The organism is Nonomuraea sp. NPDC049269 (genome assembly GCF_043197155.1).
In the GTDB taxonomy this organism is placed as follows: domain Bacteria; phylum Actinomycetota; class Actinomycetes; order Streptosporangiales; family Streptosporangiaceae; genus Nonomuraea.
In genome coordinates, this window is the sequence record NZ_JBICSO010000004.1 from 246,111 (window position 1) to 264,335 (window position 18,225).

The window sequence follows — 18,225 nt, forward strand, 5'->3', positions numbered from 1 at the left end:
GACCTCGTCTGCTCTGAACAACGACCCCCTCCCGTCTCGTGTTCCCGGAATTCGCAACTTTTTCGTGATCTGTCTCACTCTCCGATGCCGCTTGCGAACGACATATTGGCGATATATCTTTGAAGCATCGAGAACATTCGTTAGAAGGAGATTCACATGACTTCCGCACAAGCAGCAGGCAGATCGTGGCCCGAGCCGCGAGAGTTCCGGCGTGCCGCCCGCGAAGCGTTCAAGGCCGTGGCCGAGGCGTGGGAACAGGGCGGACACCATCACCACCACCGCGGCGGCCCGCACGAGGAGCGGCAGCGCGGCCGGGGGCGCGGCTTCCCGCCCGAGTTCGGGCGCGGACCGTGGGGTCCGTGGGGTCCCGGCGGACCTGGAATGTTCGGGCACCGCGGCGGCTGGGGCGGCCGGGGTGGCCGGAAGGCCAAGCGGGGCGACGTACGCGCCGCGATCCTGGCACTCCTGTCCGAGGAGCCGCGTAACGGCTACCAGATCATCCAGGAGATCGCCGAGCGCAGCGAAGGCGGCTGGAAGCCCAGCCCCGGCGCCGTCTACCCGGCGCTCCAGCAGCTCACCGACGAGGGACTGGTCGTCGCCGAGGAGAACGAGGGCCGCAAGACCTTCCGCCTCACCGACACCGGCCTCGCCTACATCGAGGCGCACGCCGACGAGATCCGCGCGCCGTGGGACGAGATGCGTCCCGACATCGACGACAACACAGCGGACCTCTGGGACATCTCACGCCAGTCAGCATTCGCGATGATGCAGGTTTTGCAGACCGGGAGCGACGCACAAATCCGCGAAGCGCGTAAGACTCTGGTAGAGACCCGGCGCAAGCTCTACCAGATTCTGGCCGACGGCGACCCGGGCGAGGAGTAACGCATGACCGGCGCCACACTGGAAGGCCGGTTCGGGGAGAGCGAGGAACCAGTCATGGACCCCAACGATCTCCGCATCGGCGACGCCGAGCGCGAACAGACGATGGCCGACCTGCGCGAGCACTTCGCGCAGGGACGCCTTGACCGCGAAGAGCTGGACCAGCGCCTCGACCGGACGCTGGGCGCGCGCACCGCCCGCGAGCTCGCGCAGGTCACCGCCGACCTCCCAGGCCAGCGGCGGCAGTACGACTATCGCGAGCCGCAGGGCGGCTTCCCGCCGGAGGCGTTCGACAAGGACGCCTGGCGGGCGGCGATGAAGGCGCACCGGCACCAGATGCACGCCATGCGTCACACGCAGCGCGACATGCGCCGGGGGTGGGGACGGCCGCACCGCGGGCCGGGGCCGTTCCTGCCGATCGTGTTCGGGTTGCTGATCGTGGGGCTCCTCTTCGGCGGGTTCGGCATCGTGAAGGTGCTGTTCTTCGTGTGGATCGGGGCGATGGTCTTCGGCATGATCCACCGGCACTCGCACCGCCGCTGACCCCTTGGCCCGATTTATGGGCATATATAGGTCCGATCGCCGCCGTCGGTCGGGGGCCGACGGTCGGCAGAATTCGGGCCATGTTTCAGCACCCGAACGGCCGCCACCACGAGGTCCGCGGCCACCGCCTCTGGGCGGAGCAGGACGGTGCGGGCCACCCCGTCGTTCTGCTGGCCGGGCTCGGCCCGGCCGGCTCGCACGTGGTCTTCCACCCGCACTTCGACGCGCTGGCCGCGGACCATCGGGTGATCTACGTCGACCTGCACGGCCGTGGCCGTTCCGACCACCCGGCCGACCTGGGCGAGATCACCTTCGCGGGCGACGTGGCCGACGTGGCCGCCCTGCTCGCCGAACTCGGCCCCGCGCACCTGTACGGCTTCTCCTACGGCGGCCTGATCGCCCAGGCCATCGCCCTGGACCACCCGCACCTGGTCACGACCCTCACCCTGGCCAACTCCCTGCACAGCCCGGAGATGTGGCAGCTCAACCACGCCAACATCAACCGCGAACTGGCCGCCCAGCTGCCCGAGACGTGGGAACGCATCCAGGCGCTGCGTCGCTCCGGCCTGCGTTCGACCGATGAGCCCATGCGGGCGGAGTTCGCCACGGCGGCGCCGCTGATCAGGTTCTACGATCCCGCCAACGCCGCCCTCCTGGCCACCGAGCCGGGGGCGCGGAACGAGGCGCTTTATCCGCTTTTCTGTGGCTCTGACGTCGATTTCGTGATTGGTGGCCAGGTGCCGGTCATTCCGGACTTCCGGCCGCAGCTGAAGGAGATCGCCGTCCCGTTGATGGTGCTGGCCGGACGGTATGACCGGGCCCTGTATCCGGCGTTGCAGCTCGACTTCCAGCGGTTCGCCCCGCAGGCGCGCTTCGAGATGCTGGAGCGCAGCGGCTCCTTCGGCCATGTCGAGGAGCCTGGGACCGTACTGGGTCTGCTGCGCGATTTCTGGCGGTCGCTGTGAGCGTCGTGACCTCCGGCGCCACGACCTCGCCGCCGCCGGACCGGTCGGCCGGGCGGGACTTCGGGCTGCTGTGGGCGGGGCAGTCGCTGTCGCTGTTCGGGGATCAGTTCATGACCCTGGCCCTGCCGTTGCTGGCCGTGACCGTCCTGGGCGCTTCCCCGGCGCAGGCCGCGTTGCTGCCGTTCGCCCTGTTCGTACCGTTCCTGCCGCTGGGCCTGCCCGCCGGGGCCATCGTCGATCGGCTGCCTCGCCGTACCGTCATGCTGGTCTGTGACGGTGTGCAGGTGCTGGCGTTCGGCGCGATCTGGGTGCTGGCCGCCGCCGGTGGGCTGACGTTCCCGCTGTTGTTCGCGCTGATCCTGGTGAGCGGGTGCGCGGTGGTGTTCTTCCAGGTCGCGTACACCTCCTACCTGCCCAGCCTGTACGACGAGGCGGACGCGCTGCATCGCGGCAACACGCGGCTGGCCTTGTCGGAGTCGGCCGCCAAGGCGCTGGGCCCGATGGCGGCCGGGCCGGTCATCGCGGCGCTCGGGCTGGTCGGCGCGATCGCGGCCAACATGGCCAGCTTCGCCGCGTCACTCGCTTCTCTGGCGTTGATCCGCCACCGCGAGCCGGGCACCGCCGCCTTGGGCGTCGCACATGAGCCAGACGCCGCGCACACACCGGGCACCACAGACCCCGACGCCGCGCACAAGCCGGGCACGGCAACCCCGCGCGTCGCCCGCGAGCCCGGCTGGATGCGGCGCGACATCGCCGAGGGACTGCGGTTCGCGCTCCGGCATCCGATGCTCCGTCCCGTCCTGGTGTGCGGCACGACGTACGTCCTGTTCCTGTCCATGGTCGAGACGAGCCTGGTGCTCTACTGCCGCAACGTCCTCGGCCTGTCCCCCGGCTGGATCGGCCTGGTGATCGGCGCCGCCGCGGCCGGCTACCCGATCGGCAACCTGCTGTCGACCCGGCTGATCCGCCGACTTGGCTCACCGCGCACGCTCGTACTGGCCGCCTCGGTGTCCGTCCTGGGCATCGTCGCCATGCCCGCGCTCGGCTCCCTCGGCGGCCCGACCGGCGCGATCGGGCTGGTCGCGGGCAGCATCATCCACTGCGTCGGCGAGGGCGCCTTCAGCCCCACCTCCCTCACGATGCGCCAGGTCCTCACCCCGGCGGCCCTGCTGGGCCGGGTCGGGTCGGTGCAGCGGTTCCTGCTGTGGGGGGCCATCGCGCTCGGCAGCCTGCTGGCCGCCGGGGCGACCGCTCTGGGCGGGCTCGCCATGGCGGTGTGGATCGGCGCGCTGGGCACCGTACTGTGTCTGCCCGCCCTGCTCCAGCGCGGCATCCGCGCGGCGATGACGTCCCACGCATGACCGCGTCACGACTCCTCTCCTACGACGGCGGTGTCGCGTCGCGGACCAGCAGGGCCGCCTGCACCCGGTTCGCGCACTTGAGCTTGGCGAACATACGGCTCACGTACGTCTTGACGGTCGCCTCGCTCATGTGGACCCGTCTGCCGACCTCGGCGTTGGACAGCCCCTCGGCCACCAGGGCGAGAATGTCCGACTCTCGGGCCGACAGGACGGCCAGCCGCCGGACGGCTTCGCGCCGGCGCTCGTCCTCGCCGGGCGAGACCATACCGATCACCTGCCGGGTCACCGCCGGTGACAGGTACGCCTCCCCGGCGTGGACAGCGCGCACCGCGCCGATCAACTCATCCGGCGTGCAGTTCTTCAGGAGAAAACCGGAAACACCCCGCTGAAGAGCCATGCGTACGTTGTCGTCGTCGCCGAAGGCCGTGAGCATCACCACACGCGGCCCGTCCAGTTGCGCGGCGGCGGCCAGGCCGTCCAGCACCGGCATGGTGATGTCGAGGACGGCCACGTCGACACGGTGGCGGCGGGCGAGTTCGACGGCCTCGCGCCCGTTCCGCGCGCTGGCCACGACCTCGATGTCGTCGGCCGATTCCAGGACGGTCCTGATGCCCGTGGTGATGAGCGGCTCGTCATCGGCGATCAGCACTCTGATCAAGCGACAACCTCCAGAGCGAGAGGCAGCATCGCGACCAGCCGGAACGTGTGCGGCTCGTCGTGGACCCGCAGCAGCCCGCCGGCCAGGCGGACTCGTTCCGCCAGCCCGGTGAGCCCGGTGCCGCCTGTGGGGCCGGTGCCGTCTGTGGAGGCCGCGTCGGCGGGACCGCGCGCCGAGCTGTTGACGCCGAGCAGCAGGGCGTCGGGCTGCCAGTCGAGCGAGACGGTGACGGGCGAGCCGGGAGCGTGCTTGGTGGCGTTCGTCAGGCCCTCCTGAACAACCCGGTAGGCGGCGTGGCCGGCGTCCGCGCCCCCGAGCGGGGCGGCCCTGCCGGAGCGTTCGAGCCGCACGGCGACACCGGCCCGCCGGAACTCCGTGACCAGCGCGTCGATCCCTTCCAGCCCGGGCAAGTCGATTCCCTCCAGGCCGGGCGAGTCGTCGCGGCGCAGGCGGCCCACCGCCACGTGCAGCTCGTCCATAGCCGCTCGTGCGGCGCCCGCGAGGTCGCGTACCACCTGCCGTTGGTCCGGCGGCAGCGAGGCGACCTCCAACGCCGCCGCCTGCACTGACACCAGACTGAGCGCCTGGCCCAGCGAGTCGTGCATGTCCCGCGCGATGCGCAGCCGCTCGCGCAGGCGTTCGCGTTCGGCGACGAGCTCGCGCTCGCGGCGCAGGTACGCATCCTGCCGGGTCAGGTAACGGCCGGCCATTACCGGCAGGACCACCAGCACCACGGCTCGGGCCAAGCCGGGCCACGGGTCGGGCCGCAACACGTCACGGTGCGCGATCATGAGCAGCAGTCCCACGTAGGCGACGACCACACCGATCGTCACGACCGCGTCCCGGCGTGCCAGCATGCGGCGCCCGGCCTGGTAGCTCGTACAGACCAGCAGGGCCAGCGACGCGCCGGACACCACCGCCATCGGGATCGCCACCACGAACGCCACGAACGGCATCCGGGCACCCAGCACCATGACCAGCGCCGTCAGCACGGCGTACGCGACGAGCCCCCAACCGGTCGTCCCGTCCAGCCACAGCAGCGTCGCATCGGCGATCACCACAACGGTCCCGACAGCAAATCTGGACATACGCGTCACTTTACTGACGCCTCAACTCGCCAACCTTCGTGTACACGATCGACAACTTTCGCCGACAGACCGCGTGAGGGGCGCGATCCTAGCGTGGGGGCATGATCCAAACTCTCCTGGCGCTGGCCGTCGTGGCTCCGTCCCTTCCGGCCCAGGCGCCGCAGACCCTCCAGTGGCAGCCGTGTCCGGGAGCGGGGACGTCCGAGATGGTGTGCGCGGACCTTCCCGTCGCCTTGTCGAAGCAGAGCGACAGGAAGATCACCCTGAAAATGGCCCGCCTCCCCGCCACCGGCACCGGCACCGGCACCAAGCGTGGGTCAGTACTGATCAACTTCGGCGGTCCGCAGGGCGACCAGATCGCGATAATGCGCTCCCGTCCGGAGATCTTCGCCAAGCTCCGCGAGTCGATGGACATCGTCACGTGGGACCCGCGCGGCTACCCCGGGCTCAGCACCCCGGTGCTCCAGTGTGACTGGAGCGTGCTGCGTACCCCACCGTTCCCTGATGACCAGGCTGGGTTCGAACGCCTCGTCGCGGAGAACCGCGCCAGGGCCACCAAGTGCCGCGACACCGACCCCGAGCTGTTCGACCACATGGACTCCGCCAGTGACGCCCGCGACGCCGAAGCCATTCGAGTGGCGCTCGGCGAGGACCGGATGAACTTCATCGGCACCTCCTACGGAGGCACGATCGCGCAGGCGTACGCCAGACTGTTCCCGAGCAGGGTACGCACGCTGTACGTGGACGGCACCGGCGACCACAGCGCCCGCGACTGGGATCGGGAGCTCGACGCCATCGCCCGCGACAACGAGCGCCTCATGAAGCGGTTCCTCGACTGGGCGGAACCCGGCATGGAGGGCCGCTGGCAGGCGCTGGTCGCCAAGGCGGACAAGGAGCCGATCCCGGCTCCCCAGGTGAACGCCCGCTATGACGGGACGCAGTTGCAGGCGCTCATGTTCCAGAAGGTCAAGAGGGGCCCCGACCAGTGGGACGAGGTCGCGGCGGCCATCAAGGCCGCCGAAGGCGGTGACGCCTCCGGGTTCGCCGTTTCGAGCCGCTATCCGTACCCCGGATTGCAGGGTGGCGGCGTCAAGGAATGCCTCGACTTCCCCCGGCCCGTCACCCAGGCGCAGGTGGCGAGCACGGTCAAGCGGCTGCGCAAGATCGCTCCCAACACCGGCGCCGCGTTCCCGCTGGCGTGGCACGCGCCGATCACCTGCGCCGGCTGGCCGGCCCCGGTCGCCAACCCGCCGAAGCCGCTGCCCAAGAAGCTGCCGCCGATGCTGGGAGCGGGCACCTGGCTGGACTACGCGGCCACGAAACGGGTGGTGGACCAGGTTCCCGGCAGCCGGGTCATTCGGTTCGACGGTCCCGGGCACAACCTCTTCGCGGCGATGGCCAACCCATGCGTCATCGACCATGTCAGCCGGTACGTCCTCACCCGCGAGCTTCCACCGCGCGGGGTGAAGTGCTCCTGACCTTCAGGTATTCAACTGCGTGTAAGCAGAGAGTCAAACAACGGTCTGTAAAGTTGCGCCGTGTCCCTTTATGGTGTCGATCATCACTGATCCTCCGGAAAGGTATCGCATGCGGGTCGCCCACATACTGTTCGCGGCGCTGACGGCGTCGGTCCTGCTCTCCCTCCCGGCCCACGCGGCCGACCGGCCCTCGCGACTACCAACGGAGGTGTACGGCGGAGCGTGGCCGGCCGGTCACGTCCAGGGGATCGCCATCGACCAGAAGAAGGGGTACATGTACTTCTCCTTCACCAACCTCCTGGTCAAGACCGACCTCGCCGGCAAGCCGATCGGCTCCGTCACCGGTTTCACCGGCCACCTGGGCGACCTGGACTTCAACAGCCGCGACGGCCGCGTCTACGGCTCGCTGGAGTACAAGGCCGCCAAGTCTTTCTACATCGCCATCTTCGACGTGGACCGCATAACCAGCCTCGACATGAACGCCGAGACCTCCGACGTGGTGACGGCCGTGTACCTCAAGGACGTGGTGGACGACTACAGCGCCGACATGAACGGCGACGGCGTCTTCGACGGCGACACCGCCGCTACTCCGGATCATCGCTATGGCTGTAGCGGCATCGACGGCGTCGCCTTCGGCCCCGCGTTCGGCAAGCGAGGCGCCCCGGACAAGCTGACGGTCGCGTATGGCATCTATGCCAACGCCGACCGCCAGGACAACGACTACCAGGTCATCCTGCAGTACGACATCAAGCAGTGGCGCAAGTACGAGCGTCCGCTGACCCAGACTGCCCCGCACACGTCGGGGCCTGACAAGTCCGACGGGAAGTACTTCGTGCGGACCGGGAACACGACGTATGGCGTGCAGAACCTGGAGTATGACGGCTTCACTGGGAATTGGTTCATGGCTGCCTACAAGGGCATCAAGCCGACCTTTCCGAACTATTCGTTCTTCATGATCGACGGCTCCAAGCGTCCCGTTCAGGGGGCGATTGAGGGCCAGCCGCAGCCGGGGCAGGGGGCGACACTGTCTCTCGTTCGGCGCGGTCTGCACGATGCCGCTACGGATGTGTGGGGATGGGAGTTCGGGGGCCAGTATGGTTTGGCGGCGCTGGATGACGGGCGCTATTACGTCTCCCAGCAGGGGACGGTCGTGGAGGATGGGGTGACCAAGCAGACGGCCCGCGCCCAGCTCCACCGCTGGACGGGCCAGACGCCGGCGCCGTTCGAGCGGGTCGAGTAACGGTTCTCAGGTCGTGTGTCATCGCGTAGCCGGATCGGCTCTCGGCGATGGCCCATTGCCTTGCCATCATCCGGTGATGGCAAGGCTCGGGGTTCTCCAAACGGCTCTGGGCCCAGACCTTCGTCCTGGCCTGACAATGCGCGTTGGCGAGGATGACCATTTAGTTGCCACTGTGCAGTGCCTGCTGCGTCTGGGGTGACGAGGCCAGGGGCGTCCGGCCGCCTCGTCTCCTCAGCGGAGAAGGCCGAGGAGTAAGGCGTTCCACTGCGTGTTCGCCTGCCGGGTATTCCATCGGTCGGTTTCGTCGACGATCGGCTTGGTCGGCCCGTATCGGGTGCGTCTGATAAAGCGCTGGCCGCCCGCCTGGCACAGTTCGTAGAAGGGGCTGGTGCACTCGCAGGTCCACGCGACGACGCGCGCGTCTCGGCCATGGTCACGCGGCGCGTTCCACGTCAGTCGCTCGGCATGCGACTGTGCGGGGGACGTGTGCGGGCTGATGCAGTGCGGAGGAAACCACGCTTGATTCAATAGTCCAGGACACTCCGGTGCACCTCATTTCACACCCTCACGTCCTTGCCGCACCGGCGGACGTGCCGTTCTTGGTGGACATCTCCGCCCACACCACCCGTCGCCGGTAGCCCTCATCACGCACGCCCCAACCGACCGCGACCGCCGCCACCAGCCACAGGCTCCGCCCGCCACACTCGCCGACGTCGGCGTTACGCACCTCGGGAACGGTCACCGCCGCCCCTTCGTCGATCACCTCGATGTAGGCCGTCGCGGCATCCAGGGAGGTGACCTCCACCGTGACGAACCCGCCAGGCTCGCCGGATGCGGTGTGCGCCACGGCGTTTGTGATCAGCTCACTGACCACCAGCTGGACATCGTCCACGTCCTCATGCCCGGCGACCCTCAGCACTTCGCCCACACACCGGCGAGCCACCGACACCGAACGCTTCACTCCCGGCAATACGATCTCGGCCAGGAACAGCCCGTTCATTGGGCAACCTCCAAGATTCGATCGGGCGCGTTCACGTCCCACAGGAAACTCCCGACCGGCCTGCTGTGGAAGACCGCTCAGCGTGAACACAGAGCCCTGTCAAGTCCCCTCCGGTCCCCTGCTACTCCCTGAAGGTCGCCGCCATGGTGACGATCTGCTGACCGCCGCCCAACCGAGCGTTATCATGGCGCCAGGGCCAGGCCAGGTCTTCCAGGAGGCGCTGTGGACGTCGCACATCACCGCCTGACGCAGGCTCGGCAGCTACGCGGCTGGTCGCAAAGGGACCTCGCCGAGCAGGTGCTCGATGCAGGCGGTCGCGAGCACGTGAACGTGGCGACCAGCAAGAAGACGGTCTCGCGCTGGGAGCACGGCCAAGTGCCCGACATCGTCACGCAGGAACTCCTCGTCAAGGTGTTCAATCTCCCTGAAGGCGAACACCTGCTGGCTCCGTGGCCGCTGTGGCTACCCGCTCCCGACATTCCCGAGCTGTACTATCCCTGGACCCCCAGGGGTACGGTGGAAGTCCTAGCTGATTCGCTGAGGAGCGGACGTATGGACCGTCGCGGCTTCGTCATCTTGTCCGGCGTCACCTTGACCACGCTTCTCCACGACTGGCTGATCACCGAACCCGAGATTGTCCACGCCGTTACCGGGTCCGGCCGCCGCGTCAGCACCGCGATGATCAGCCGCATTGATGAACGCGTCGCTGACCTGCAACGCGCCGATGACACTCTGGGCGGCGGCGACCTGATCGGTGAAGCCGAGGCCCACCTGTCGCTGGTCACCCGCTTGCTGAGCGAGAACTCCTACACCCAGGCCCAAGGCATCCGCCTTAACGCCCAAGCAGCCGACTTGGCACGAATGGCCGGCTGGATGCGCTTCGACGCCGGCCAGCACGCCGCCGCGCAACGCTACTTCCACGCCGCCCTGCGCTCCGCTCACACCAGCGGTGACCGTCTACTAGGCGCGAATATCCTCGCCTTTGCCGCCATCCAGCAGTACTCCGTGGGCAACCCCCACGAGGCCGACAGCATGATCCGCACGGCTCAAGCCGCGGTACGCGGACGCAGTACCTCGATCGTCGATGCGATGCTGCACGCCCGCCAAGCCAGAGCGCTAGCCAAGGCGGGCGATGCCCGCCGCTGTTACCACGCTCTGAACCAGGCCGTTGACTGCCTGAACGAAGGCACCAGCGACGACGACCCGCCTTGGACATACTGGGTCAATCGGGCTGAAGTGGACATGCTGACGGGGTCGTGCATGCTCGACCTAGGCGACCCTGCCAGAGCACAGCAGAAATTCACCGAAGCTGACGCCGGATACGGCCCAGGCTACGTACGCGACCACTCTCTCTACCTCACCCGGATGGCCACAGCCCAACTGCAGCAGAAAGACCTCGACCGGGCCTGCGACTCCGCCGGACAGGCCCTGAGCTTGACGGAGCACATCAGCTCCACGCGCAGTACCGACCACATCCGCGACTTCGTTGAACTGCTGGCCCCTTACAGGACGGAGCCAGCAGCTCGCAGCTTCCTGGACCGCGCTCGCACCTTGCTCAGCGTTTGACCACTCCCTGCGATTGAACAGTTACTAGAGTAAGCAACTGTCCGGCTGCGCAGCTGGACCCGCAGGAGGGATGCGCGCTCAGGGGAGCACGGTGATTAGTATTGCCTACCCGGCCCCACGCGGTGCCCGAATCGTGGGCGCTTCGCTGAAGATGACCACGGGGGCCGGTGGACTGATAGGCGCGGCCGGAGTGCCGCTGCTGCGGCTGCCGGCAGAGCGTTCCGGGCTGCGGATCCGGTTATCGAAGGCCCTGGCCAAGGCGAGGATCAAGAAGGGCGACAAGTTCCGCACCGACACCCAGGCGCCACCAGCCCGCCGACCCGATCAGCCGCCACCCGCCGACCCGGGCATGATCCCTCTCACCATCCCCGAGATCAAGCGCCTGTTCAACGCCGCGACACCGACAACACCCTCACTGCCACACACCGCCCACTGGTCAGCCTGGCGACGCCGCCACCAAGCCCGAGCCCGCCGGTTCCACAAACGCGCCCGCCTGGCAACCACATAAACCCAGCTCAGCTAATGAATGGCGACTGCCGTACTAGTTAGTAGTCTTCTGATTAGCCGATGGCCCGTGTTTCAACAATGCGTATCGTGCGAACTGCGGGAATGTCCAACATCTCCAACAGTCGGGGTTTGGGATAGCCGTTCGTGAGTAAACCATAGGCACGCCCTTCCCGTGCAGCATCGCGCAATCGGTTGATATCTAGATCCAATTGCGCCAGGCCGATCCCATCCAGCCAAGAGAGTCGGGACACCCATCGGCGATACAGCTCGAGACTGGATTTCTGCTCGCATTCGGCGCTACGATAAATCGTGCAAGGTCGCCAGAAGATGGGCTTCCTCATTCCCTCTTGCAGGCCAGAGAGGAACAGAAATGAAGTATCGGTCTTTGTGTCTATAGAGCCTGCGAATGTCGTGCTCAGCTTCCACTCATCCAAAGGATTGGCTAGCTCGATTATCGCGGTCGAGAAACTATTGTCCGGCAGATTTGTGAGCTCGCGGCGCGCTTGCATCTTCACGACCTCATCCGCACCTTGCCCGCCTCTAAACGACTGGAGCATTCCCGTCATTTTCGTGTTCGGAGGCAGTGACTTGCTAAGGGATCTAAGAGCGTTCATGCTTACCGAGCCATGAAGGAATTCAGTCTTCGATCCGCCATATTCGTCACCCCAAAATTCAAGGCGCGTTGAGATTGGATCGATTGACGCGTCTGAGGCGAGCAGCCATTGCTCTGGATGTGCCACTTGAACGGCGCCGCCATACACCTCGCGAAAACGCTCGGGATCATCGGCGAGAAAATGAATGATCTCGACTAGGGAGATGATACTCGCCGCCATCAGGGCTATGAGGCGCACCATCCGCCGCGATGTCATGGCTGGCCTTTCCGTAAGGTTAGAAATTTGCAGCAGGGATGGCTGGGGAGTATGGTCAGCCCACATTCCCCAGCCATCCCGCATCATCTAGTCAAGCGCGCGTCCGAGCATGCTCGTGCCGGTGGACTCTAACGAGGCCGCGCGATACACCGTCCCGGACTTATCCCCTGGCTCCGTCGTCGTAGTTATAGGGCCACCCGGTACGAGCCCACCAGAATTTCCCGCTGAGCTCGTTGATCGAAATCACCTTGGGTCGACTGGTGCAGTCTGACGGTTTGGTGGCGTCAGCCTTGCACAGGGCGAGAACATTGAGCGTTCCTTTCACTGTGTGCTTGACACCGGTAAACCCGTCGCAGAACCAATTTCCGCAGGTGAGGGAGAACGGCTTAACAGGCTCTGGGAGGATCCGCCTGACGCTGGTTGGTGCGTCGTATGAGAGGGTGCCGGTTGTGTCGCTTGGTGTGATGCCCAACCCCGGAGGCCACGTGATTGAAGGAGGGAAGAGAGGTGACCTGAATGTCAAGCTCGTCTCGACCTTGAGCTGAAGATTGTCGAGGATCAGCTTGTCGACCTTGCTCTTGCCGAACGATCCTGATGGTTTTACCTCTGTGTATACGCTCCATTCCTTGACGACAAAAGGAATCCCGGGGTTCGAATCTTCGTATTGCCATCTGAGGACTCCGCCGGCCTCAAACGAGAGTCCCTTCGTGAGGTAGTTCCAGCCGAACATATCGGACCTGCAGGTCATATTAGCGACGCAGAACCTGCGGGCACTCCATCCCTCCGGTCCGGTCGGTCCGGTACCTCCCTGGTTTGCACCTCCCGAGCCTTCACACACCTCACGTTCGCTGCCGTCCGGGTCAACGAACCCAGCACAGCGGTCATAGCCGTCCGTGGAATCCTGATACTTCGGCATCGGAGCCTGAATTTCGGTCATGTTGCCGCACCGGTCGAACACGTGAATCGAGATGGTCGACTCGATCGGCTCGACAACACCCAGCGTACTGGCCCCCGACTGTCGTGAACCCCCCTCTGGCGAGGTTTGCTTCCAAGTTCGCATGACGGTGGCGACAACGTGAACGGATCCCCCCGCACCGGGCCGGACGACGACGTCGTTGAGCGTGACGCTGGATTCGCTGCGCGTCTCTTCGGCTCGCTCCATGCTGGCGGCGTACTGCACCAGGGCCGCATTAAGCAGCGACAACTTCGCCGTATTCGGATCTTGAGGCGCACCCCCCGGCGCGTCCCAAATCGTGGCGACCCGCCCCTCCAGCACGGCATCCTGCGCCTGGTAGTACGCTTTTACACGGTCAATATACGCCTGCGCCCCTGACTCTTCGACGGAGGCCTTCGACTGCGGCTGCTCACCATCAAGAAATGGGATGCACGGGTTGGTCGCGTCCTTGACCGGTGGGGGCGGCACGGCCTTCGGCGTGACCGTCGCCGCCTCCCAATCGCTCTTCCCGAACGCGGTCTTTGCACGCACCTTCACCGTGTAAGCTCCGCCGTTCGTCAGCCCGGCGATCGTCACGTATGGGTCTTTGACGTCGAGTGTCTTGACGACAGTGCCAGCGCTGTTGGTGACTTCGACGTCGTAGCCATCCAGCATCGCGACACTGCCATTGGATTCCGGCAGTCCCCAGCTGGCGACAGCGCTGGAGTCCCCAGCCTGCGTGCGGAGGTTGAGCACCTTGCTGGGTGGTCTCGCCGGTAGATAGGTGAGCGCCAGCGACGGCTGTTCAGCCGCTGCCGCCTCGCCGAGAGTGATGATCTCATTCTTGTTGGTGGTAAGTAGCAGCCACCGGAATGCGTCGTCAGCGATGTTTGCTTTCGGATCGCCGATCGGCAGCGAGAAGTTGCCGCTGGTGTCAGCGTCGCCCGGCAGATCCGAGCCCTTGCTGTCGCCAGTGACTGGGCTCTTCAATGGCGTCGCGGTGATGACGGCATCCGTCGGGCAGGTGCCCGCTGGGCAGGTTGGCGTGCCGAGCTTGAGTATCCCTTCGGATATAGCTGCGCCGTCGGGGAGCTCTTCGAGTTTGAACCCGATGACGGCGGCTGTCTTGTCAGTGCCGGTGCCACCGAGCCGCATCACCGTACCGTCGGTCACCGTACACGGCTGTCCGCTGCAGGCGGTGGGGTCAGTCTTGGCGGTCTTGATGACGAAGCTGTCCTTGCCCAGCGTCAGATGCCGGACGTCCTCCACTGGGTCGGCAGGGGGTATGCCGGGAGTGGTGAAACTGACGGGGGCGGTTTTGGAGGTGCAGACCTCGCTGGCTGGACCGTCCGCAACGGCAGACGTGCCGGACCGGGCTGCTGAGGGGGTAGCTCCGACGATCGGGGTATTCATGTCGGCCTGAAGCTCGCCGACGGTTTGTGCGCGGTTGTAGACGCGTACTTCGTCGATCACGCCCTTGAAGTATTCGCCGTAAATGGTGTTGCCGCCGATGTGGAAGGCGCCGCCGTCGTCGAGCAGAGCGCCCGTAATAGGGCTATCGGAGACCTGGTTGCCATTGAGGTAGAGCCGGGCCGTGGTGCCGTCGTAGGTTATGGCGAGGTGGCTCCAAGTGTTGATCGGCAGCGCTGTGGTGCCGGGAACCTGCCCAGCGTTGCCGTCGGTCATAAGGAGGGCGGCGGGAGCAAGGCCGGTGGAGGCATACAGGCCGTAGCTGAGTTCGTCGAGTTCAGTGTTGTCCTTGCCCATGACGGTGCGCCAATTATCGACCGCGCTGGGCTTCACCCAGGCCGACAGGGTCAGGGCGTTGCCCGTCGCCAGCGAGGGTGAGTGATTGACGGTGACCCAGCTGGAGGTGCCGTTGAAGGACAGTGCCTTGCCGTACTTGCCGGTCACCCAGGAGGTGCTGGTGGAGGTGCCGTTGTTGGTGCCGGTCTTGTCGGCGACCGCGGTTCCGGTGCCTGCGTCCATGCCGTAGGCCGCAACCAAGCCATTGGGCGAGGGCGTGGGCGTGGGAGTGGGCGTGGGAGTTGGGGTCGGTGTAGGCGTGGGCGTGGGAGTTGGGGTCGGTGTAGGCGTGGGGTTTGGGCCGGGGTCAGATGATGGCGGGCCCGCAGCGCAGGCGATCATCTGCCACTTATACGAACGCCCAGGCTGCACGGTGTTCGCGGGAACCTGGAGGGAAGCCCGCTCACCGCCGTTGACCGTACGAGTGCCGATCGGCGCGGATCCCACCGGCGCGCCGGTGTTGTCATAGAGGTAGTACTTGGCCATGACCGCCCCGCCGGAAGGCCGGTTGACCATGCCGGAAAGGATCGGCTGGGTTGGGTCGGCCATGCCGGTTTTCGTGTCGGACGGGAGCATGGGGGCGTCCGAAGTGATTCTGTAGGCGGGGCTCTCATTGCATGAGGGCGGGATGACGCCGCTGCGGCACGCCTTGACCACGAACTTGAAACTGGCCGGGTTGTCCAGGGCGAAGACCTTGTCCAGCACCTGACCGGACGGGATGTTGTTGTGCGTGGTGGTGGTCGGGACGCCGACCATGGTGCGGATGTCGGCGGCGCTCAACACCCGCTGGTAGACGTGGATGTCGTCAATGGCGCCCTCGAACTTGCCGTCGCCTTCGAGGATCAGGCCGCGGCCGATCTGGAATTTGCCGCGAGCGTTCCAGTCAATGGTGTGGTCGCCTTCGGCGGACAATTCGCCGTCCACATACAGGCGGACCTTGTGTGCGCTGGCGTCGTATTGGACGGCCAGATGCGTCCACTGGCCGATCTTAGCCAGGTTCTTGGACTGGATGACGCGCTCATGGATCCGGTCGGGGATGTCCTGGGTGACCATGGACATCAACCAACGCTGGTCGTATTCAGGGGCGTCGGAGGTCGTATAGGCCAGGGTGAAGCCGGGCCAGTTGACGCCCATCTGCGACATCACGGCCTGGTCGGCCGTACTGCGGTCCAGGCGTACCCAGGCTGCGGCGGTGAAGCTCTGGTTGGTGTTGAGCACCGGCGCGGTGGTGCTGGCCTGCGCGCCGCCAGTCAGCTTGATGGCCTGTCCGAGCTGGCCGGGGACTCTGCTGTAGCTACCGGTCAGTGTGGCGTTCAGGTTCTTGCCGGAGGAGTCGGTGGCGGTGGCGCCGGAGGCCTCGTCGAACTTGTAGTAGGCCGCTTCGCCTGTGGGAAGCTGAGGCGCCGGCGGGGCCATGGTGGAGTCGTTGACCGTCACCGTGTAGTCCAGATTGGCCGTCTCGGGCACCCTCGAGTTGTAGGACACCTTGACGTTGGTGCTGCGGGCGATGGCGTCGTTGCCGTTCATCGAGTCGATCGACTCGGCGCTCACCGTTGGGATCTCGGGTGGCAGGACCCAGTCCACGCTCAGTTTCGGACGCGTGCCGCCGGTGAACATCTGCGGCCAGAACGCGAAGTCCTCACCGAAGTTCTGCGCGACAGGACCCTCCGAGGTCAGCTTGAGCATCAGACCGTAGTTCGGTGTGCCCGAGGCCCACAATCCGGCCATGGTGGTGAGGTCCCAGCTCCACACCGCTCCGGTCGTGCCCGGCAGCGAACACGGATCTATGGAGGCGCGTCCCTCGCCGGTGCTGGCCGGCTGGTTGCCCCAGAAGGTGTCGTTGGCCACCCATGCCGCGGTGATGCGCTGCGCGGTGATCCCCTGGAACTCGCTGCAATTGATGACGTCCTGACGCAACTGCAGCTGCATCGTGGCCTTGACCACGTGCTTCCCGGTGATCGAGGCCGTGTCGAACGCCATCATCGTCCGGCCGATGTGCTCCTTGAAGACCGGCGTACAGCCCGTTCCTGAGCACTCTTTCCAGTTCGACCGGCTCACAACGCCGGGAGAGCGCTGATCACTGGGGGACCGGATTCCCACCTCCTGGGTCACGCCCAGCGTTGTTGTGGGATCCACCGTCACCGGGTACTGGGTGGCCGGGTCGGCCAGCCACGCGGTGTCCGGCTTGAGCACCAGTACGGTGGCGCTGTCCTTGCCCTCGACCGTGGTCTCGATCTTCGCCTGACGGCCAGGATGCTCAGCGCTTGGCTTGTCCGCCGCCGCGTCCCACATCAGCGGCGCCGGAGCCGACGCCACCTGCTTGCCCTTGGCGGCCGAGAGCGAAAGACCACCGGACTTGGACGTCTTGAGGGCCAGCCCGCGCGCCTGTATCGGAATGCGGAACTCCACCGCTCCGGCCGGCCGTTCGCGTAACACGATGTCGTGCCGGAATCCGGTCGGCAGGGCGGTCACCACCAGGTCCGCCGACGGTCCGGCCGCTCCTACGTACGTGGCCACGTTGCCCTTGATCTGAGGGTGTGGCAACGCCGTCGGCCAGGACAGCCCGAACGAACGGTCCCTGCCCAGCTTCATGGTCGCGAAAGGCTGCGTGCCACCAGCCGACAGGCGCACGCCGCCCTTGGCCCGCTTGGGTCGCAGCACCCCGTTCTGCTCGACCAGAGAGGTGTCGATCCACGCCCACGAACCGTCGCCCTGCTTGAGCTGAGCCGGGCCGGAATACGACTCCGTCGCCAGATGCCCGTCCGGGTAGGCCCACGTACGTGATGTCTCGGTGAATGCGGACTCAACGGGGATAGTCTGGTTGCGCTGCTTCGCCTCCTGGAGCGCGGCACGCAGTGGGGCGTCCGGATCGTCAGGACGTGGGAAGACGGTCTTCGTCGAGCCGGGAGCGCTCCCAGTCGGCTCGGGGTCGGCCATGGCCGACGTAACCGTTCCCGCTACCAGTAGCGATGCTGCCACCGTGAGCACCGTCGCCAGAGCGATTTGCCGGGGTGGTTTCCCACCCAACCTCGTTGTACGTCGTAATTCGTTCACTAACACCCTCAATCAGGCGTGAGTTGGCATGACACAAGATCAATATCCTTGACCAACAAAGCTGACAAGAGTGAGATAGATCACTCAAAATTCGAACACATTATCTGTAACGCCTGGAGCCCCAGCACGATGGGGTGCGCCCGATAAGAGCAAGATCCAGCCCTGACGAGCGACAACACCACCGGCCCCAACACCCCTGGCACGCCAACAGGATGGTTTCGGCCTCGCACATAGAGCCGCCCCCGCAGGGCCTGATCTTTATATTTGCCTTACAGCG

Annotated in this window: 13 protein-coding genes; 8 read left to right on the forward strand and 5 right to left on the reverse strand. The window is 66.0% G+C overall.

Annotated elements, in window-relative coordinates; all coding sequences use genetic code 11:
- Positions 1-156 precede the first annotated feature (156 nt).
- From ACGFNP_RS23685 to ACGFNP_RS23700, 4 genes are all read left to right on the forward strand, one after another.
- Complete coding sequence (locus ACGFNP_RS23685) at positions 157-882, forward strand: PadR family transcriptional regulator (protein WP_358314492.1); 726 nt, start codon at positions 157-159, stop codon at positions 880-882.
- A gap of 3 nt (positions 883-885) precedes the next feature.
- Entirely contained in the window at positions 886-1,422 is a 537-nt protein-coding gene (locus ACGFNP_RS23690) for a DUF1707 domain-containing protein (protein WP_358314494.1), read from the forward strand.
- An 80-nt stretch (positions 1,423-1,502) separates the two neighbouring features.
- Complete coding sequence (locus ACGFNP_RS23695) at positions 1,503-2,387, forward strand: alpha/beta fold hydrolase (RefSeq protein ID WP_393322021.1); 885 nt, start codon at positions 1,503-1,505, stop codon at positions 2,385-2,387.
- Positions 2,384-3,748 (forward strand): MFS transporter, encoded by a 1,365-nt coding sequence (locus ACGFNP_RS23700; RefSeq protein ID WP_393322024.1) that lies wholly within the window; start codon positions 2,384-2,386, stop codon positions 3,746-3,748. Before ACGFNP_RS23695 ends, ACGFNP_RS23700 begins: the two co-directional genes overlap by 4 nt.
- 19 nt (positions 3,749-3,767) lie before the next feature.
- On the opposite strand, the gene ACGFNP_RS23705 is transcribed toward ACGFNP_RS23700, so the two are convergent.
- Positions 3,768-4,397 carry a response regulator transcription factor gene (locus ACGFNP_RS23705; protein ID WP_358315690.1) on the reverse strand — a complete coding sequence of 210 codons (630 nt, stop codon included), beginning with the start codon at positions 4,395-4,397 and terminating at the stop codon, positions 3,768-3,770.
- A gap of 5 nt (positions 4,398-4,402) precedes the next feature.
- Positions 4,403-5,494 carry a histidine kinase gene (locus ACGFNP_RS23710; protein ID WP_358314527.1) on the reverse strand — a complete coding sequence of 364 codons (1,092 nt, stop codon included), beginning with the start codon at positions 5,492-5,494 and terminating at the stop codon, positions 4,403-4,405.
- Between the two features lie 101 nt (positions 5,495-5,595).
- On the opposite strand from ACGFNP_RS23710, the gene ACGFNP_RS23715 reads away from it, so the two are divergent.
- Positions 5,596-6,972, forward strand: a complete 1,377-nt coding sequence (locus ACGFNP_RS23715) for an alpha/beta fold hydrolase (RefSeq protein WP_393322028.1) — start codon at positions 5,596-5,598, stop codon at positions 6,970-6,972.
- A gap of 109 nt (positions 6,973-7,081) precedes the next feature.
- Positions 7,082-8,212: a hypothetical protein gene (locus ACGFNP_RS23720; RefSeq protein WP_393322031.1), complete on the forward strand. Its 1,131-nt coding sequence runs from the start codon at positions 7,082-7,084 to the stop codon at positions 8,210-8,212.
- A gap of 565 nt (positions 8,213-8,777) precedes the next feature.
- On the opposite strand, the gene ACGFNP_RS23725 is transcribed toward ACGFNP_RS23720, so the two are convergent.
- Entirely contained in the window at positions 8,778-9,212 is a 435-nt protein-coding gene (locus ACGFNP_RS23725; protein WP_393322034.1) for an ATP-binding protein, read from the reverse strand.
- Between the two features lie 222 nt (positions 9,213-9,434).
- Between ACGFNP_RS23725 and ACGFNP_RS23730 the strand changes: the two genes are divergently transcribed.
- Both ACGFNP_RS23730 and ACGFNP_RS23735 read left to right on the forward strand, forming a co-directional pair.
- Positions 9,435-10,778 (forward strand): multiprotein-bridging factor 1 family protein, encoded by a 1,344-nt coding sequence (locus ACGFNP_RS23730; RefSeq protein WP_393322037.1) that lies wholly within the window; start codon positions 9,435-9,437, stop codon positions 10,776-10,778.
- Positions 10,779-10,911: 133 nt separating this feature from the next.
- Complete coding sequence (locus tag ACGFNP_RS23735; RefSeq protein ID WP_358314543.1) at positions 10,912-11,286, forward strand: hypothetical protein; 375 nt, start codon at positions 10,912-10,914, stop codon at positions 11,284-11,286.
- A gap of 52 nt (positions 11,287-11,338) precedes the next feature.
- Here ACGFNP_RS23735 and ACGFNP_RS23740 read toward each other — a convergent pair whose 3' ends face one another.
- Entirely contained in the window at positions 11,339-12,241 is a 903-nt protein-coding gene (locus ACGFNP_RS23740) for a hypothetical protein (protein WP_358314546.1), read from the reverse strand.
- A 73-nt stretch (positions 12,242-12,314) separates the two neighbouring features.
- Positions 12,315-17,831 carry a LamG-like jellyroll fold domain-containing protein gene (locus ACGFNP_RS23745; protein WP_393322041.1) on the reverse strand — a complete coding sequence of 1,839 codons (5,517 nt, stop codon included), beginning with the start codon at positions 17,829-17,831 and terminating at the stop codon, positions 12,315-12,317.
- Between the last annotated feature and the right edge of the window lie 394 nt (positions 17,832-18,225).